Below are 15,201 nucleotides of genomic sequence, written 5' to 3'. Positions count from 1 at the left end.
CGTAAGCGGCCTCTTTGTAAAGGAAAGGAATTCTTTGTTGTAAATGCCTGCATATGATACAATGGCGTTATGCAAATTTGTGCACGACAATGATTGACAATGAGTGTTACAAGCTTCGACAAATAACGAATCACAACTCGTCTGAAGCGGAACGCATCAGAGACAGGAGTGACGGATGAGATGAGTAAATATAAGTTGTTGGCTCTCGATATGGATGGAACGGTATTGGATGATGATCAGCGCATTTCCAAGGAAAATGCTGATGCCATCCGCAGTGCTTGCGATGCGGGAATTACGGTCATCTTCTCCACTGGCCGCGCGTTCGTCAATGCACTTCCTTATGCGGAAGAACTAGGATTGAATGCTCCAATGATAACAGTCAATGGGAGTGAAGTGTGGAAGAATACACGTGAGCTGCACTTGCGTCATCTCTTGGATCGCGAGGCGGTGAAGCGCATGCACGCGATGTCCGAGGAGCATAATGTGTGGTTCTGGGCTTATTCGACGGAACGATTGTACAACAAAGAGAATTGGGGAGCCGATATCGAGGCTGAGGAATGGCTGAAGTTCGGCTACTTTACGAAGGATGATCGTGTGCGCGAAATTCTGTGGCGCGAACTGCGTGCCATGGGCGGATTGGAATTGACCAATTCCTCGCCACATAATATTGAGATTAATCCTGGAGGAGTCAACAAGGCAACGGGAATACAAACTGTATGCGAGCTTATTGGCTGCGAGATGTCGCAAGTGGTTGCTGTAGGCGACAGCTTGAATGATATGGCCGCGATTCAAGCGGCAGGGCTTGGTGTAGCTATGGGGAATGCGCAGGACGAAGTGAAGCAGGCTGCGGACATCGTCGTACGAACGAACAACGAGCATGGTGTTGCCCAAGTCATTAGGGAGTATATGCTGTAATCGATTGTTCACGAGCGTTTATTCTCGTGCAAGGTGGTGGAACGGATGGTTATTTTCGGTTGGATTAGTGTGATAGTCCTGTTTCTTGTCGGTATGGCAGGGGCTATCTATCCGATTTTACCAGGTGCGTTGGCAATCTATGCAGCTTTCTTTGTGTATGGATTATGCATTAGCTTTGAACCCTTCGGGTTCTGGTTCTGGGCGATTCAGACGATTATTGTAGCTGTGCTGTTTATTGCCGATTACGTGGTCAATGCCTGGGGAGTCAAGCGATTCGGAGGGTCTAAGGCTTCAATCATCGGGAGTACAATAGGGGTCATCATCGGTCCGTTCGTCATCCCGGCGTTCGGTCTTATACTTGGGCCTCTCTTAGGCGCGTTTATCGGGGAACTTATGACAGGAGCGAGTATGGATAAATCGACAAAATCGGCCATTGGTGCGGTTGTCGGACTATTTACGAGCATTGTCGTAAAATTTGCGCTGCAAATCGTGATGATTGTCCTGTTCTTCCTTTGGTTGTAAATGTTTTAATAGAAAAGGTGTCCATAAGACGGTCTGACGGTCTGATATAGACTAGGGCTGTCTTATGGAGCGGCTTCCTGCTCTTTGGAGAAAATACGGTGGCTTTTGCCATGATGAATAGAATTGAATGTAGTATGTTCGGACGGGATATTAGGATACGGGCTAGCATACAGAAAGAAGGGAAACGTTTGGCAAAGGAATCATTTATTAAAGGAACGCTCATTATTGCAGCGGCTACCCTCGTCGCTCGCGTCTTAGGGCTCTTTCAGCGCGTTCCGCTTGAGCATATGCTCGGTTCTGTGGGTAATGCCTCTTTTGCTGCCTCACAGACAGTCTATTTGATGATACTTGCAATAGCGACAGCAGGTATTCCGAGTACATTAAGCAAGATGGTATCCGAACGCTATGCGCTGAATAAGGTGCGCGAAGCGGAGCGGGTCTATTATGCTGCGCTGCTGTTCGGACTCATATCCGGTGTGATTACAACCTTGCTGCTCATCGCGTTCGCAGGTGTGTATGCGGATATGATTCAGCTGCCTGAGGCTGCACTTGCTATTCGTGCATTAGCACCTGCGCTGCTGTTGTTCCCGGTCATTGCCATGATGCGCGGGTATACGCAAGGGCGCAATATGATGCAGGCAAGTGGTGTATCGCAGATCGTAGAGCAGGTTTTACGTGTTCTTACGGCGATCGGACTTGCCTATATCTTGATGAGCACGGGGCAGAACCAAGAGTGGATCGCAGCGGGTGCTTCCTTCGGCGGTGTGCTAGGGAGTGTCGGCGCATTCATTATTATGATCTATTACTTGCGTAAGCTCCGTCAGGCAGATCGGGAAGCTGGAGTACGCGCACGCCGCAGGGGTGCGAAGAAAGTACCGCTTAGCGATATTTTCCGTTCAATTTTCGCGATGTCCGTACCGATTGTATTGTCTTCACTTGCCGTACCGGCTGTAAACTTTATTGATACGTCCATCACGATTCCACTTCTCTCACCGGAAGTTGGGGTAGATGAGGCGAAGCATCTGTATGGTATCCTTGGTCAGCGTGCACAATCGATCGCTGGCATTCCGCCAATTCTGGCGATTGCGTTAAGCACGTCGCTCATCCCGGTCATTTCCGCTGCCTTTGCGAAGCGGGATATGGTTCACTTGAAGCGGCAGACTACAATGGCAATGCGTATTTCCGTATTGAGTGGCATGCCTATCGTATTGGCTCTAGCGGTCGCAGCATATTCCGTGAACGGTTTCTTGTTCAGTACGTTGGACGGTGCAGGCATTATTGCAGCGTTGACGCTCGGTACGATATTCCAAATTACGATGATGACGTCAAGCTCGATTCTAATTGGACTTGGCAAGCCTTATATTGCTATGATCAGTGTAACATTAGGTATTATTATTAAGCTTATTGCCAGCTTCTCGCTTGTTCACTTCTTTGGTATTTACGGCATTATTGGAGGAACAGCACTAAGCTTCCTGCTTATTACATGGCTCAATCTTCGTGTCATGAAGAAGGTTGTTCCGTTTTCGGTACTAGGCAATCGCTGGATAGGCTTCCTGATGACCATCGTGCTGTCGGGTGGCGTAGGATATGGCTGCGAATGGTTGGGCGAGCAATTAGTGGGCATCTTGCCGGCCAAGCTTGCCTTCATGTTCACGGCAGGTGTTGTAGGCGTGGGGGTAGTAGCTCTGTTCGTTGTTGGGCTGGTTGCTTTCCGCGTTATTCGATATGATGAGCTGTCGGGTTACCCGCGTGCGGTTCAGAAGGTACTGCGTCCATTGATGCGATTGCAGGGAGAACGTGGTTAATTCACATACGCGCTATTTATAGCGTAGTGAGAATAAAAAAATTGACAAGCTCCACGAAGGAAGCGCAAGCGATGCACTTCCTTCATGGAGCTTTTTTTGTCGTACACCAGGGTGCATAAGGGAAAGGAAGAGAAACGGGAGGATACAAGGATGATATGGTGTTAATTACCATCTGTTGATTTTGTAACAATGTATAAACTTTTACCGTTTTATACCGATATACCAAACGTATTTTGGCAACGAGACTTGGCAAGCAAAGGGGTGTCAACATGAAGAGGTTTTTTCAGTGGACTACAGGAATACAACAATCCTTACAAAAGAAAATAATATGCTTACTTGCGTTATTTATTGTCGTTCCTACGATTATTCTTATCATTATCCTGACAGGTACGGCAGCAAGCAATACGAAAGACATGGTCTACAATCAAGTGAATGGGGCTACCCAATCCATTGTCGGTATGCTGGATGACATGTATGATTCAAATGCCTATACGGTAAACAGCCTGGCTGACAGCATTAGTAAGAAGTCGCAACAAAAGGACTGGATCCATGATCGGATGCTGGAGATTGCCAAAGATATTGAGAATATATATGCGGCATATGTCTTTGTAGATAATCAATACATACACAGTTCTAATGACAGTGATGAGACGATTGATGCGATGAAGCGGGACTGGTATCAGCAGGCAAAGAAAAGTGCCGGGAAAGTAATTGTGACGAAGCCGTATCGCGATGCGATAACGAATGATTTGGTAGTTACGTTCGCTAAAGAACTCCCAGGGAAGAATGGAGTTGTTGCCATTGATGTGGCAATCGATCGGATTAACAAGGCTGTAGAGAAATACAAAGTAGGGAAAAGCGGTTATATCAGCCTGGTTGACAAGGATAATCAGGTCGTAACGCATCCGGTGTACAAGCAGGGGACGGTTCTGGACGAAGCTACGTACGGAGAGCTGGCGACAGCGGAAGATCACGGTGCCTACAAGTCGAATGCGGCAGGACGTAATGAGTTCGTCAGTTACGACAAACGCAACAAAATGGGTCTGAGCATCGTCTCGGTCATCGCCTTGTCGGAAATCAACAGTCAAGCCAACTACATTTTTATTGTCGCATCCATCTTCCTAGTCGTTCTTATCGCATTAATGGGACTATTTTTATGGCGGTTTGTAAAGAGCATTATTCGTCCCGTTCTCCGCGTGCAGCAGCTGACGGAACGGATTGCTGCGGGTGACTTCACAGAACGGATTCCGGAGTCGGATCGCAGCGATGAGATTGGACGCTTGGAGAAAAACTCCAACACGATGGCACAGTCCTTGACTGATGTTCTGCTTCGCATTCGCGAAGTGTCCGAGACGGTTGCAGCTTCTGCTGAGGAGCTCTCCGCTAATACAGAAGAGAATGTAGCGTCTCTGCAGCAGGTTGCTGCCTCTTACCAGGAGGTGTCTGCACAATCATCGCTCCTTAATGATCGTCTCAAAGCGGTTCGCTCTGATGCGCATCAGTCTGGCCGCCAGTTGAAGGAAGTTACCGAACTGGTTAATCTGTCCTCCGAGGCTGCTAATGATATGAGTGAATGGGCAGTACGAGGAGAGCAGGCGTTGAGCAGTGTACGCTCGCAAATGAATGCAATTACAGAACATACAGAGCTGGCGACCAAGGAAACGGAGCAGTTGATTGAGCAGTCCCAGCATATTCGCCGTATTGTCGTATTCATTCAAGAGTTGTCTGCACAAACGAAGCTGCTCGCCCTGAATGCAGCGATTGAAGCTGCACATGCGGGTGAGCATGGCCGTGGATTCGCAGTTGTAGCTGATGAGGTTCGCAAGCTGGCAGAGCAGACGAATGAAGCGGCTGGGCAAATTACAGGCATGATTCAGCATATTCATGAACGTTCTGAAGCGGTATGGACAGCAATGCAGAACGGTTCAGCCTCGGTAGAGGAAGGTCAGCAGGTGACGAAGACGGTGACGAGCAGCTTTGCCGACATGTTCGCAGCAGTTGATGAAATGAACGTACAACTGAGTCATATTGCACAAATGAGCACTCAACTCACTAGTGCCAATGGTACGATGATCACTTCGTTCGATGAAGCGAGTGAAATGACTAATACAACGCTGCTTGAAATGGAAAATGTGGCGGCAGCCGGTGAACAGCAAAATGCGGCCATGCAGGAAATGGCTTCGTACGCGAACCACTTGGCTACCATTGCTGATGATTTGCAGCAGTTGTCTGCGAAGTTCAAGGCATAGCTTGCCTTGCTAGGTGCGGCGTTACGGATGCAATAAAGATATACAAATTACGGAGAGCACTTGAACCGCGTCGCGGTTCGAGTGCTTTTTTGTTGTCCTATCGGTTCACTTCTTCTCGGTCGCATCTATTTCGAAATAGCCCATGCGAAGAGCAAGGTCATGGAGTGCGTTCATGTCTGTACCGTTATGCAACTGATTTGCAACTGTCATCGCGTTTACTGGAAATGGTGGATATACAGGCTTGCGGGTGAACGGGCATTTGGGGAGGGGGTTAGCCTCTGAACATTGCAGGACATATCTGCAAGCGGCAGCCATAAATCCTGAACGTGGGGTGGAATAGATGAATGAAGTGTGGATAATGGGGGCGGCACGCACGCCAATCGGTTCATTTCAAGGCAATTATCGGGATGTGACTGCAGTGGAACTGGGCACAGCTGCTATTCAAGAGGCCTGCAGCCGCGCTGGCATCATGGGAGAACATGTGGATCAAGTATGGATGGGACAGGTGCTGCAAGCTGGAGTTGGGCAAAATGGGGCACGACAAGCGGCTTTACAGGCGGGCATCCCTATCCATGCGCCAGCGACGGGGGTCAACCTAGTCTGTGGATCAGGGCTGCAGGCTGTCATGCTGGGGACACAGAACATCAGGACGGGTGATGCAGATATCGTCGTATCTGGCGGAATGGAGAATATGACCCAATCTCCCTATATACTCAAGCAGGCAAGACAGGGATATAAGTACGGGCACGGGGAGCTGTTGGATACTGTACTGCATGATGGACTGACCTGTGCCTTTCTACAGCAGCCAATGGGCATTACCGCAGAGAAATTAGCGGAACGCTATCATATCACACGTGACATGCAGGACGCATTTGCACTAAAGAGCCAACAACGTGCGGAATCAGCGATGCGTGAAGGAAGATTCGAAGCTGAGCTCGTTCCAATCCGAGTACCTGAACGCAAGGGGGCATTCCGGACGGTGGATACGGATGAGCACCCTCGCCATGGCATGACCATGGACAATTTAAGCAAACTGAAACCTGCCTTCCTTAGCAATGGCACGGTTACAGCGGGGAATTCGTCCGGGATTAATGATGGGGCAGCTGCTGTTGTCTTGTGCAGCTCGGAAGCAGCTGTGAAGCGTAATTTATCACCCCTCGCGGTGATGCGCGGTTATGCAGCAGTAGGCGTGGAGCCGGAATGGATGGGACTCGGACCTGTATCTGCGCTGCGGAAGGCTGCTGACAGGGCAGGCCTGTGCATGCAGGATATTGAACTGTTCGAAATCAATGAAGCTTTTGCGGCACAAGCGCTGGCTGTTACCGAGGAACTGGGCATTGATACAGAGATCGTCAATGTGAACGGAGGTGCGATTGCGCTCGGACATCCGATTGGTGCCAGCGGGACAAGAGTGCTTGTGACACTGCTTCACGAGATGGAGCGAAGAAAGGTGAAATACGGCGCGGCTGCGCTCTGTGTAGGAGGCGGTCATGGTGTCGCTGTCATCGTCGAACGGGGCTGAATCGGAACGACAGCATTCATGGCGAAGCTTTGAAACGGTGGACAGTGCTGCATACTGGTTCGAGCATCGCTGCGAGAAGACACCGGATAAAGTCGCGGTCGTAGACGCTCATACAGGGAATCGATACACGTATCGAGAGCTTGCATGCCGTGCAAGGAAGTTGGCGTTTGTACTGCAGCATCATGGTGTTAGCGCTGGGGATCGGGTTGCTGTACTGCTGCTAAATCAGGCTGAGATGCTGGATGCACTGCTTGCCTGCAGACTGTTGAGCGCGATTGCCGCCCCAATGAATTGGAGGCTCGCGGAAGCAGAGCTGCATGAAATTGTACGGGACTGTTCGCCGAAGGTGCTGCTCTATGATCGAACAGAGCCTTCGCTTGCTCCTCTATCTGAAGCATTACAAGAGAGAAGCGTAGTACGATTGGACGTGTCTGAGCTGCTGCATGAACAGGCGGAGGCCCAATGTGAACAGCCGGGGAGTTCGACAGTCAATGCAATCGAGGATGCAGATGCTGAGATTGCAGCCGGGACAACGGCAGATGAGCCTGCACAACCTCGTGATATATTGGCACAGGAAGCAATCTGCCTCGATGATCCATGGCTCATGATCTATACCGGGGGAACGACAGGGAAACCGAAGGGGGTTGTCCTGTCGCATGGCTCTGTATTCTGGAATGCGGCGAACACGGTAATTAGCTGGCAGTTGAACGAATCGGACGTTACGCCGACGATCTTGCCTATGTTCCATACTGGAGGCATTAATGCACTGACATTCCCTGTACTTATGGCTGGGGGAACGGTCGTGCTCGTGCGCAATTTCCAAGCGGATGACATGATCCGGCTCCTTCGGGAAGAACGTTGTACGATTGTGTTAATGGTGCCGACGATGTATCATCTGCTCGTTCAGTGCGATTCATTTAGAAATGATATGTTTCCGGATATGCGAACCTTTCTCTCGGGAGGTGCCCCGTGTCCATTATCCGTATATGAAGCATTTCATGTTAGAGGCTTGCCTTTTAAGGAAGGATACGGCGCGACAGAGTCTGGTCCAAACAATTTCGTAATCGAGCCGGAAGCGGCTAGAATGAAGCCCGGATCGGTAGGCGTGCCGATGCTGCTCGGAGAGGCAAGGATTATTGGATCTGACGGGCGCGTGCTGGCAGCAGGTCAAGTCGGAGAGCTGGTGCTTCGGGGAGGTCATTTGTTCTCTCATTATTGGAACAATCCGCAGGCAACGGAAGAGACGATGCAGGATGGATGGTTGTTGACGGGGGATCTGGCTCGAAGGGATGAGGACGGCTATTACTATATTGTTGGCCGGAAGAAAGATATGATTATTACCGGAGGAGAGAATGTATATCCACTTGAAGTGGAGCATATTCTCGAGAGCCATCCGAAGGTGCTGGAAGCAGCTGTGCTTGGCATAGCAGATTCGAAGTGGGGCGAAGTTGTCGTTGCCGCTGTCAGTACAGGAGAGATCTCCTCCTTGACGGAAGAAGAACTCAAGCAATACTGTCAAGCGAGGATTGGGAAGTATAAAGTGCCCAAGCGCTTTATTCTCACTGAAGAGCTTCCAAAGACAGTAGTGGGCAAGCTGGACAAAAAGGCAATGAAAGCATGGTTTGGCGGTTGACCGAGGTCAGCCGCTCATTTTTTTGTAAAAGTGCTTGAAGCAGGTATAACTGTGATACAATATACAGGACAACATTGGAAAATAGAGGAATTGGAGGTTCTGCATGAAAGAAGGCCGCGTGCTTAAAATGAAATTAATGCCGCCCCCTCTGAAGAAGCAGCTGCTCCACCGTCCTCGTCTTGCTAAAGTGCTAACCCGCATTACAGATTTCCCGCTCACCATATTGACCTCTGGTCCGGGATTCGGCAAGACGACGGCGCTGTCCGCCTATTTGCGCTCCTCGGACATGACGTATGCATGGTACGGAGCATCTCCTCAAGACAATGACTTTATCCCATTTGTATCCCATATCATTTATACGTTGCGGCAAGCGGTTCCCGATTTTGGGGAATCGCTGCTTGCTGAGCTGCACAGCGGTGGAAATCGGAACAGCAGTGAAGATATCATTGCCTTGGCAGACTTATTTTTGAATGAGTTGGTATCGCTTTCAAAGCGGACGATATTAATCATTGATGATTACCACCTCGTCGAACCGACTACAAGCATTGACGAATGGATGCAGTATGTTGTGTCCTATTTGCCTGATTGCGACAAGATGGGCATCGTCATTTCCTCACGCGCCAAGCCTCAGTGGGATGGTCTAGCTGCATTGCGCATCCGAGGCCATGTACTGGAAATTGGCAAGGAAGAGCTTGCATTCAATGAAGAAGAAATTGAAGTGTTGTACAGCGATTATTACGGGTACCCGCTTACGAAGCAGCAGCTTGAGCGGATTTATAAGCAGACGGAAGGCTGGATTATTGCGGTGCAGCTTATATGGCAGCGGCTGCTGTCTTCCAATGGGTCGCTAGAAGAACTTCTGCGGGCGCCAAGAGATACGATGGAGGAGTTGTTTCAGTTTCTGGCATTGGAGCTGTTCCAGAAGCAATCTTTGTCGATGCGCTCCTTCATGCTGGAGACGAGTATCTTTGACGAGCTTACCGGTGACTGGTGTGATGCCGTATGCGGGCGAAGCGGTTCACATGCCCTGTTGTTTGAGCTGTGCGGCAGCGGCTTCTTGTCAGCAGTCGATGACAAGCAGTTCCGCTATCATGCCCTGTTCCGTGAATTCCTGCTCGATCAGTTGAGAAGACAGCATGATCGTTACGTGTCTTTGGCGAAGCAGGCCATTCACATCTTCGCATCGCGCGGCCGCTATGATCTGGCGATGGCACAGGCGATGGTTCTGCAGGATGGCGAAGAGACGGCACTGCTGCTGCAGGATGGGGGCGAAGAGTTGATACAGGGCGGTCATTTGGAATTCGTCCATGCCTCCTTGCTGACGATTCCAGAGCGTACGAAGCGAAGATACCCATATTTGCATGTGCTGCATGGGGATATTATGCGTTATCGCTGCCAGTATGAAGAGGCGTCAGCCCAATACCGCATAGCCGAATATGAAGCAGATAGTGCCAGCAATCGCATTGTTCAGATGATGGCCCTTGAAGGGCAAGCTCTCTTATTTCTGGATACGATACAACCTGGCAAGGCAGAGCCTCTGCTGGAGCGTGCGATTGCAATTGCAGAGTCGCTCTATGGAGGCCGGATCATGCATGTAGATCGAATTGAAAGCGTTAACTTGCGGCATTCAAGCTATGAATCAGGTGGAAGGGTTCGAACGGGCGAGCGTGAGCGTCTTGGCCGCTTATATACATTGATGGCTGAAAATATGCTTAATGCGGGCAGAGGAACAGAAGCGCAGCTCTGGTACGATCGGGCTATTCATATCCACGCAGAGGGAAGAGACTGGCTGCTTGAAGCGCGGTTGTTCCTCCGTACCGGCAGACTGCACAAGGCAAAGTCGAAGCTAATGCATGCCCAGATGATGGAACAGGAACAGGGTTCGCTCTTCCGCGGGCTTAGCTACCATTCCAAGACATTATCCCGCTCGCACCGCGAGATTGATCTGCTGCTCTCGCTTATCAGCAGTATGTGCGGAGAGCCAGTTGCGGCGAAGGAGGCGGCAGAAGCGGGAATGATGCAGGGCATTCGCTTCAAGGCGCCCTTCGTAGAGGCTTGCGGATGGATGCGAATGGGCCATGCTGCGCAGCTGACTGGGAAGTATGATGCGAAGGTAGCTGCTGATTGCTATCAGGCGGCGCTGTCAATCATGGAACGGCTGGAAGTGAAGCGCGGCAGCGCTGAGCCATATATGGGACTCTGCTTGCTCTTCGGCAGAGCTCGTTCAACGGATACGGCTCTACGATACGGGCATAGTGCTTGGGAGAAGACGCAATTCGCGAATGATGGCTGGCTCACCTCGCTAATTAGGCTGAGCATGGGCATTGCACTGTTCAACGCGAATCGGTATGCCGAAGCCGAGGATGTTTTCCGTGAATGTAGTGAACGTTTCCTCGCTTGCGGTGATGGATTCGGCAGCGCTGCTGTTGAGATGTGGCTCGCATTATGCGCCTATCGGACAGAGCAGGACAGCAAGTTCGCGGTTGCGATGGAGCGCTTTTTGGCGCGGACGGAGCGGGAAGGCTACTCGTTCCTGATCACGCGGCGTACATTGTTCGGGCCGAGCGACACGCAGCAGCTCATTCCGCTGCTTATTGAAGCGGTACGACTTGATATTTGCCGTTCCTACGCATCGACGATGCTTACGGAATTAGGACTAGATCAGCTTACGTACCACCCTGGATATACCTTGTATATACATACGCTTGGGAATTTTGTCGTCCAGCTTGGCGATATCGAGTTGTCGGACAAAGACTGGCAGCGTGGCAAGGCAAAAGAGCTGTTCCAGCTTCTGGTGACTAGACGGACTCGTTCGTTGACGAAGGAAGAACTGCTGGATTCTCTGTTTCCTCAATCAGAGGAGAAGGCGGCCAATCGAGACTTCAAGGTGGCGCTAAATGCCTTGAATACGGCCTTGGAACCGCATCGTCGTGTTCGTTCGAACCCTTATTACATCATTAGGCGGGGAACCACCTATCAATTGAATCCGGCTGCGGGCTGGGTGCTCGACGCCAATCGCTTCGAGATGGCGATCGAACAAGGGCTTGAAGCTGGCGATGTGGAGCAGGCAATCAAACTGCTGGAGGAAGGGCTCCTTATCTATGAAGGCGACTATATGCCTGAACGCCGTTACGAGGATTGGTGCATTGAGGAACGGGAACGCTTGCAAGTGTTGTTCATGCGTGGAGCAGAGAGATTGTCTTGCCACTATGCGGCTATGAATACCTTCGACAAGGCGATCCGCTGGGCGGAATCGATTGTAGCGAAAGATCGCTGCTGGGAAGAGGCGTACCGAATCCTGATTGCTTGTCATCTTCAAATGAACAATCGCAATCAAGCTTTGCGCTGGTACAACAAATGCCGAAAGGCGTTGGAGGAAGAGCTAGGGATCGAGCCGATGAAGGATATCCGAGAACTTGTTCGGGACATATCGAGTGTAATACTGAGTGATGACGATTAAGAGGGTACTGCTGCGGAATGTTGCTTGCTTATCTGTTGATTAAGCTGGCAGTATGTCGTGCTGCGGTTTCCTAACCGATGCAACTCATTTGTAACTATACCCTCTTATGATGAATGAGAAATGATTCGTAAGGGGGTTTTTGGTGTCTATGACACAGTTATTTATTCGTGAAACAAGCAATCAGAAGCAACAATTACATCGCAGCCATGATAAGCAACGGGCGGTTCGCATACAGATGTCAAGACTATTGCTGCTCAGCTTCATGTCCTTGCTCCTGCTGCTGACAGCTGCTTGTGGAAGCAGTGGAAGTGATGCGGGAGGGAACTCCGCAAAGCAAGAGAACAATGGTGCAGCATCGACAGAGAACAAGAATAATCAAACGGAAGAGAAGAAATCGTCCGATGGAGATAAGACGCCAATCAAGATCGGAGTGCTTGCTTCCATGTCGGGGGCGCTTGAAAGTTACGGCAAACAGACGGTTCGCGGATTCGAGCTTGGCATCGACTATGCCACACAAGGTACGAAGACGATCGATGGACGGCCAGTTGAATTCATTGTAGAAGATACGGAAACGAAGCCGGACGTAGCCGTTAAGAAGGCAACCAAGCTGCTTGAAACCGATAAGGTTGATTTCCTTGTTGGTTCATCCAGCTCAGGGGATACATTAGCGGTTCTTCCGCTTGCTGAGGAATACGAGAAGATTATGGTCGTCGAGCCGGCTGTTGCGGATAGCATTACAGGCGAGTTGTGGAACAAATACGTATTCCGCACTGCACGCAATTCCTCGCAGGACGCGGTTGCAGGCGCGGCGGCGATAGCGAAGCAGGGCGTTAAGATTGCAACGTTCGCACCGGATGGCGCGTTCGGACGCGATGGCATTAAGGCGTTCAAGGAAGCAGCGATCAAGCTTGGTGCAGAAATTGTAGAAGAGCAGTACGCGGACGCTACTGCAACGGATTTTACCGCGAACATTCAGAAAATTGTAAGTGCAAAACCGGATTACTTGTTCGTAGTATGGGCGGGAGCGAATACGCCGTGGAAGCAGCTTAAGGATATGAAGGTAACGGAGCAAGGCATCAAACTGTCTACTGGAGCTCCGGATATCGCGGCTCTGAAGACAATGCAGGAGCTGGAGGGGATGGAAGGCTTCTCGGTGTACTACCATTCACTTCCGAGCAATGATGTGAATAAATGGCTCGTAGAAGAACATACGAAGCGATTCAATGGAGATTTGCCAGATTTGTTCACACCTGGCGGCATGTCAGCAGCGATCGCGATCGTGGAAGCGGTGAAGAAGACGGGCGGGGATACGACTGCCGACAAGCTGATTGCAGCGATGGATGGAATGACATTTGATGCGCCGAAGGGCAAGATGACGTTCCGAGCGGAGGATCATCAAGCACTGCAGACGATGTATGCGGTGAAGCTGGAGAAGAAGGATGGTACCGATTATCCGGTTCCTGTACTTATCCGTGAACTGTCGCCAGAAGAGACGGCACCGCCGATTCGCAACAAACGTTAACTAGGAGGTCAGGACATGAGCGGAGCGGAGAACAACCTCAGGACGGCCGAGTCGCTGCCGATTGAACAGGGGACGAATAGAGCTCGCCGCTCCCATTCGTCCCAAGCGGTGGATAAGATTTTGAGCACAACAGATTTGACGATTGCGTTCGGCGGACATATCGCAGTACAGGAAGTGAACCTCACCGTTGAGCGTAATCGCTTCAAGTCAATCATTGGCCCAAATGGTGCAGGTAAGACGACCTTGTTCAACTTGTTAAGCGGCGAGCTGCGGCCAACTTCTGGCCAGATCCAATTCGAGGGGCGCGACGTGACGTTGCTGCCCCCATTCGAACGGACAAGGCTTGGGATGGGGCGATCCTTTCAGATCACGAATGTATTCCCCAATCTGACGGTGATGGAGAATGTACGGCTTGCTGTCCAATCCAGACATGGTGTTCGCATGAATTGGTATCGATCACTGCGAGCGTATCGTCAGTTTGAAGAAGAAGCGGAGCATTGGCTCGAAATGGTGCTGCTTGGAGGAAGAGGCGGTGCTACAGCGAAGCACTTGGCGCATGGAGAGAAGCGCAAGCTGGAGCTAGCGATGCTGCTAGCGCTCCAGCCGTCGCTTCTTCTGCTCGATGAACCGACGGCTGGCATATCGGTGGAAGAGGTTCCAGCGATTATGGAAGTGATCCGTCGGGTGAAGGATGCCAAAGATCGAACGATATTACTCATTGAGCACAAGATGGAGATGGTTCTGGATTTATCCGATACGATCGCCGTTCTGTTTAATGGGAAGCTGCTTGCAGATGGTCATCCGGATGAGATTATGAATAATGAATTGGTACAGTCTGCTTACTTGGGAGGGTTGTATGATGACGCTGCTGCAGGTGAATGAAATTGAAACGTATATCGGACAGTTTCACATTTTGCAAGGGGTCACCTTCCAAGTGAAGGCTGGTGGGATTACCGTACTGCTTGGCCGCAATGGGGCGGGCAAGACGACGACACTGCGTTCCGTTATGGGATTGAATCCGGCATCCAAGGGAGAAATCCACTATAAGGGAGAACGATTGGATCAGCTTCCGACGCATCTCATTGCTCGCAAAGGGGTCGGGTATGTTCCAGAGGATCAGGGAATCTTCACGGATCTAACGGTAGGAGAAACGATGCGTATTGCGATGAGAGGGAATAGCGAAGAGGCTGCTGCTCGGCTGGAATGGACAATGGAGCTGTTCCCAGATCTGCGCCGCTTCTGGAACCGCAAGAGTGGGCTCTTGAGTGGAGGGCAGAAGCAGATGCTGGCGATCTCCCGGGCATATGTGAACGACAATGAATTGCTCCTCATCGATGAACCTAGCAAAGGGCTTGCCCCGATTATGGTGGAGAAGCTGATGGAAGCTATCCAGCAGATGAAGGAGAAGACGACCGTGCTCCTAGTTGAGCAGAACTTCCTTATGGCGAGCCGCATTGGAAGCGCGTACTACATGATGGACGAAGGGCGCGTCGTGAAGGCAGGAACGATGGATGAACTGCGTTATGACGAGGAGACACGGCGGAAGTATTTGGGCATTGCGTAACCGATGCGC

The 15,201-nt window shown here is 50.7% G+C and carries 10 protein-coding genes; all 10 read left to right on the top strand.

The window, feature by feature from the left end; translation table 11 throughout:
* The first annotated feature begins 180 nt into the window (after positions 1 to 180).
* The 10 genes from PBN151_RS21940 (at position 181) to PBN151_RS21895 (ending at position 15,192) form a co-directional block, all read left to right on the top strand.
* On the top strand, positions 181 to 915 hold the full coding sequence (locus tag PBN151_RS21940) for a Cof-type HAD-IIB family hydrolase (RefSeq protein WP_065290660.1): 735 nt from the start codon (positions 181 to 183) through the stop codon (positions 913 to 915).
* Between the two features lie 45 nt (positions 916 to 960).
* Positions 961 to 1,437, top strand: coding sequence for a DUF456 domain-containing protein (locus PBN151_RS21935; RefSeq protein ID WP_028533705.1), 477 nt, complete (start codon positions 961 to 963; stop codon positions 1,435 to 1,437).
* Positions 1,438 to 1,571: 134 nt separating this feature from the next.
* Positions 1,572 to 3,242: a putative polysaccharide biosynthesis protein gene (locus PBN151_RS21930; RefSeq protein ID WP_051240322.1), complete on the top strand. Its 1,671-nt coding sequence runs from the start codon at positions 1,572 to 1,574 to the stop codon at positions 3,240 to 3,242.
* Positions 3,243 to 3,511: 269 nt separating this feature from the next.
* Positions 3,512 to 5,491 (top strand): methyl-accepting chemotaxis protein, encoded by a 1,980-nt coding sequence (locus PBN151_RS21925; protein ID WP_072730691.1) that lies wholly within the window; start codon positions 3,512 to 3,514, stop codon positions 5,489 to 5,491.
* A gap of 340 nt (positions 5,492 to 5,831) precedes the next feature.
* On the top strand, positions 5,832 to 7,013 hold the full coding sequence (locus PBN151_RS21920) for an acetyl-CoA C-acetyltransferase (RefSeq protein WP_072730690.1): 1,182 nt from the start codon (positions 5,832 to 5,834) through the stop codon (positions 7,011 to 7,013).
* Positions 6,982 to 8,646, top strand: coding sequence for a class I adenylate-forming enzyme family protein (locus PBN151_RS21915; RefSeq protein ID WP_072730689.1), 1,665 nt, complete (start codon positions 6,982 to 6,984; stop codon positions 8,644 to 8,646). Before PBN151_RS21920 ends, PBN151_RS21915 begins: the two co-directional genes overlap by 32 nt.
* 103 nt (positions 8,647 to 8,749) lie before the next feature.
* Positions 8,750 to 12,106, top strand: coding sequence for an AfsR/SARP family transcriptional regulator (locus PBN151_RS21910; protein ID WP_072730688.1), 3,357 nt, complete (start codon positions 8,750 to 8,752; stop codon positions 12,104 to 12,106).
* Positions 12,107 to 12,248: 142 nt separating this feature from the next.
* A complete protein-coding gene (locus PBN151_RS21905; RefSeq protein WP_139295399.1) occupies positions 12,249 to 13,628 on the top strand; it encodes a substrate-binding domain-containing protein in 1,380 nt (459 codons plus the stop codon).
* A 15-nt stretch (positions 13,629 to 13,643) separates the two neighbouring features.
* A complete protein-coding gene (locus tag PBN151_RS21900) occupies positions 13,644 to 14,510 on the top strand; it encodes an ABC transporter ATP-binding protein (protein WP_083545275.1) in 867 nt (288 codons plus the stop codon).
* The gene (locus PBN151_RS21895; RefSeq protein ID WP_072730687.1) at positions 14,488 to 15,192 is read left to right on the top strand and encodes an ABC transporter ATP-binding protein; all 705 of its coding nucleotides are present in this window, start codon (positions 14,488 to 14,490) and stop codon (positions 15,190 to 15,192) included. Before PBN151_RS21900 ends, PBN151_RS21895 begins: the two co-directional genes overlap by 23 nt.
* The last annotated feature ends 9 nt before the right edge of the window (positions 15,193 to 15,201 follow it).

Source organism: Paenibacillus sp. NAIST15-1, assembly GCF_001894745.1.
Taxonomy (GTDB): domain Bacteria; phylum Bacillota; class Bacilli; order Paenibacillales; family Paenibacillaceae; genus Paenibacillus_B; species Paenibacillus_B suaedae.
This window is presented reverse-complemented; position numbering and strand designations above follow the sequence as displayed.

Excerpts from the sequence above, each read along its gene's own strand:
- PBN151_RS21940 (WP_065290660.1), top strand. The coding sequence starts at position 181 with ATGAGTAAATATAAGTTGTTGGCTCTCGATATGGATGGAACGGTATTG.
- PBN151_RS21935 (WP_028533705.1), top strand. The coding sequence starts at position 961 with ATGGTTATTTTCGGTTGGATTAGTGTGATAGTCCTGTTTCTTGTCGGT.
- PBN151_RS21930 (WP_051240322.1), top strand. The coding sequence starts at position 1,572 with ATGTTCGGACGGGATATTAGGATACGGGCTAGCATACAGAAAGAAGGG.
- PBN151_RS21925 (WP_072730691.1), top strand. The coding sequence starts at position 3,512 with ATGAAGAGGTTTTTTCAGTGGACTACAGGAATACAACAATCCTTACAA.
- PBN151_RS21920 (WP_072730690.1), top strand. The coding sequence starts at position 5,832 with ATGAATGAAGTGTGGATAATGGGGGCGGCACGCACGCCAATCGGTTCA.
- PBN151_RS21915 (WP_072730689.1), top strand. The coding sequence starts at position 6,982 with ATGGTGTCGCTGTCATCGTCGAACGGGGCTGAATCGGAACGACAGCAT.
- PBN151_RS21910 (WP_072730688.1), top strand. The coding sequence starts at position 8,750 with ATGAAAGAAGGCCGCGTGCTTAAAATGAAATTAATGCCGCCCCCTCTG.
- PBN151_RS21900 (WP_083545275.1), top strand. The coding sequence starts at position 13,644 with ATGAGCGGAGCGGAGAACAACCTCAGGACGGCCGAGTCGCTGCCGATT.
- PBN151_RS21895 (WP_072730687.1), top strand. The coding sequence starts at position 14,488 with ATGACGCTGCTGCAGGTGAATGAAATTGAAACGTATATCGGACAGTTT.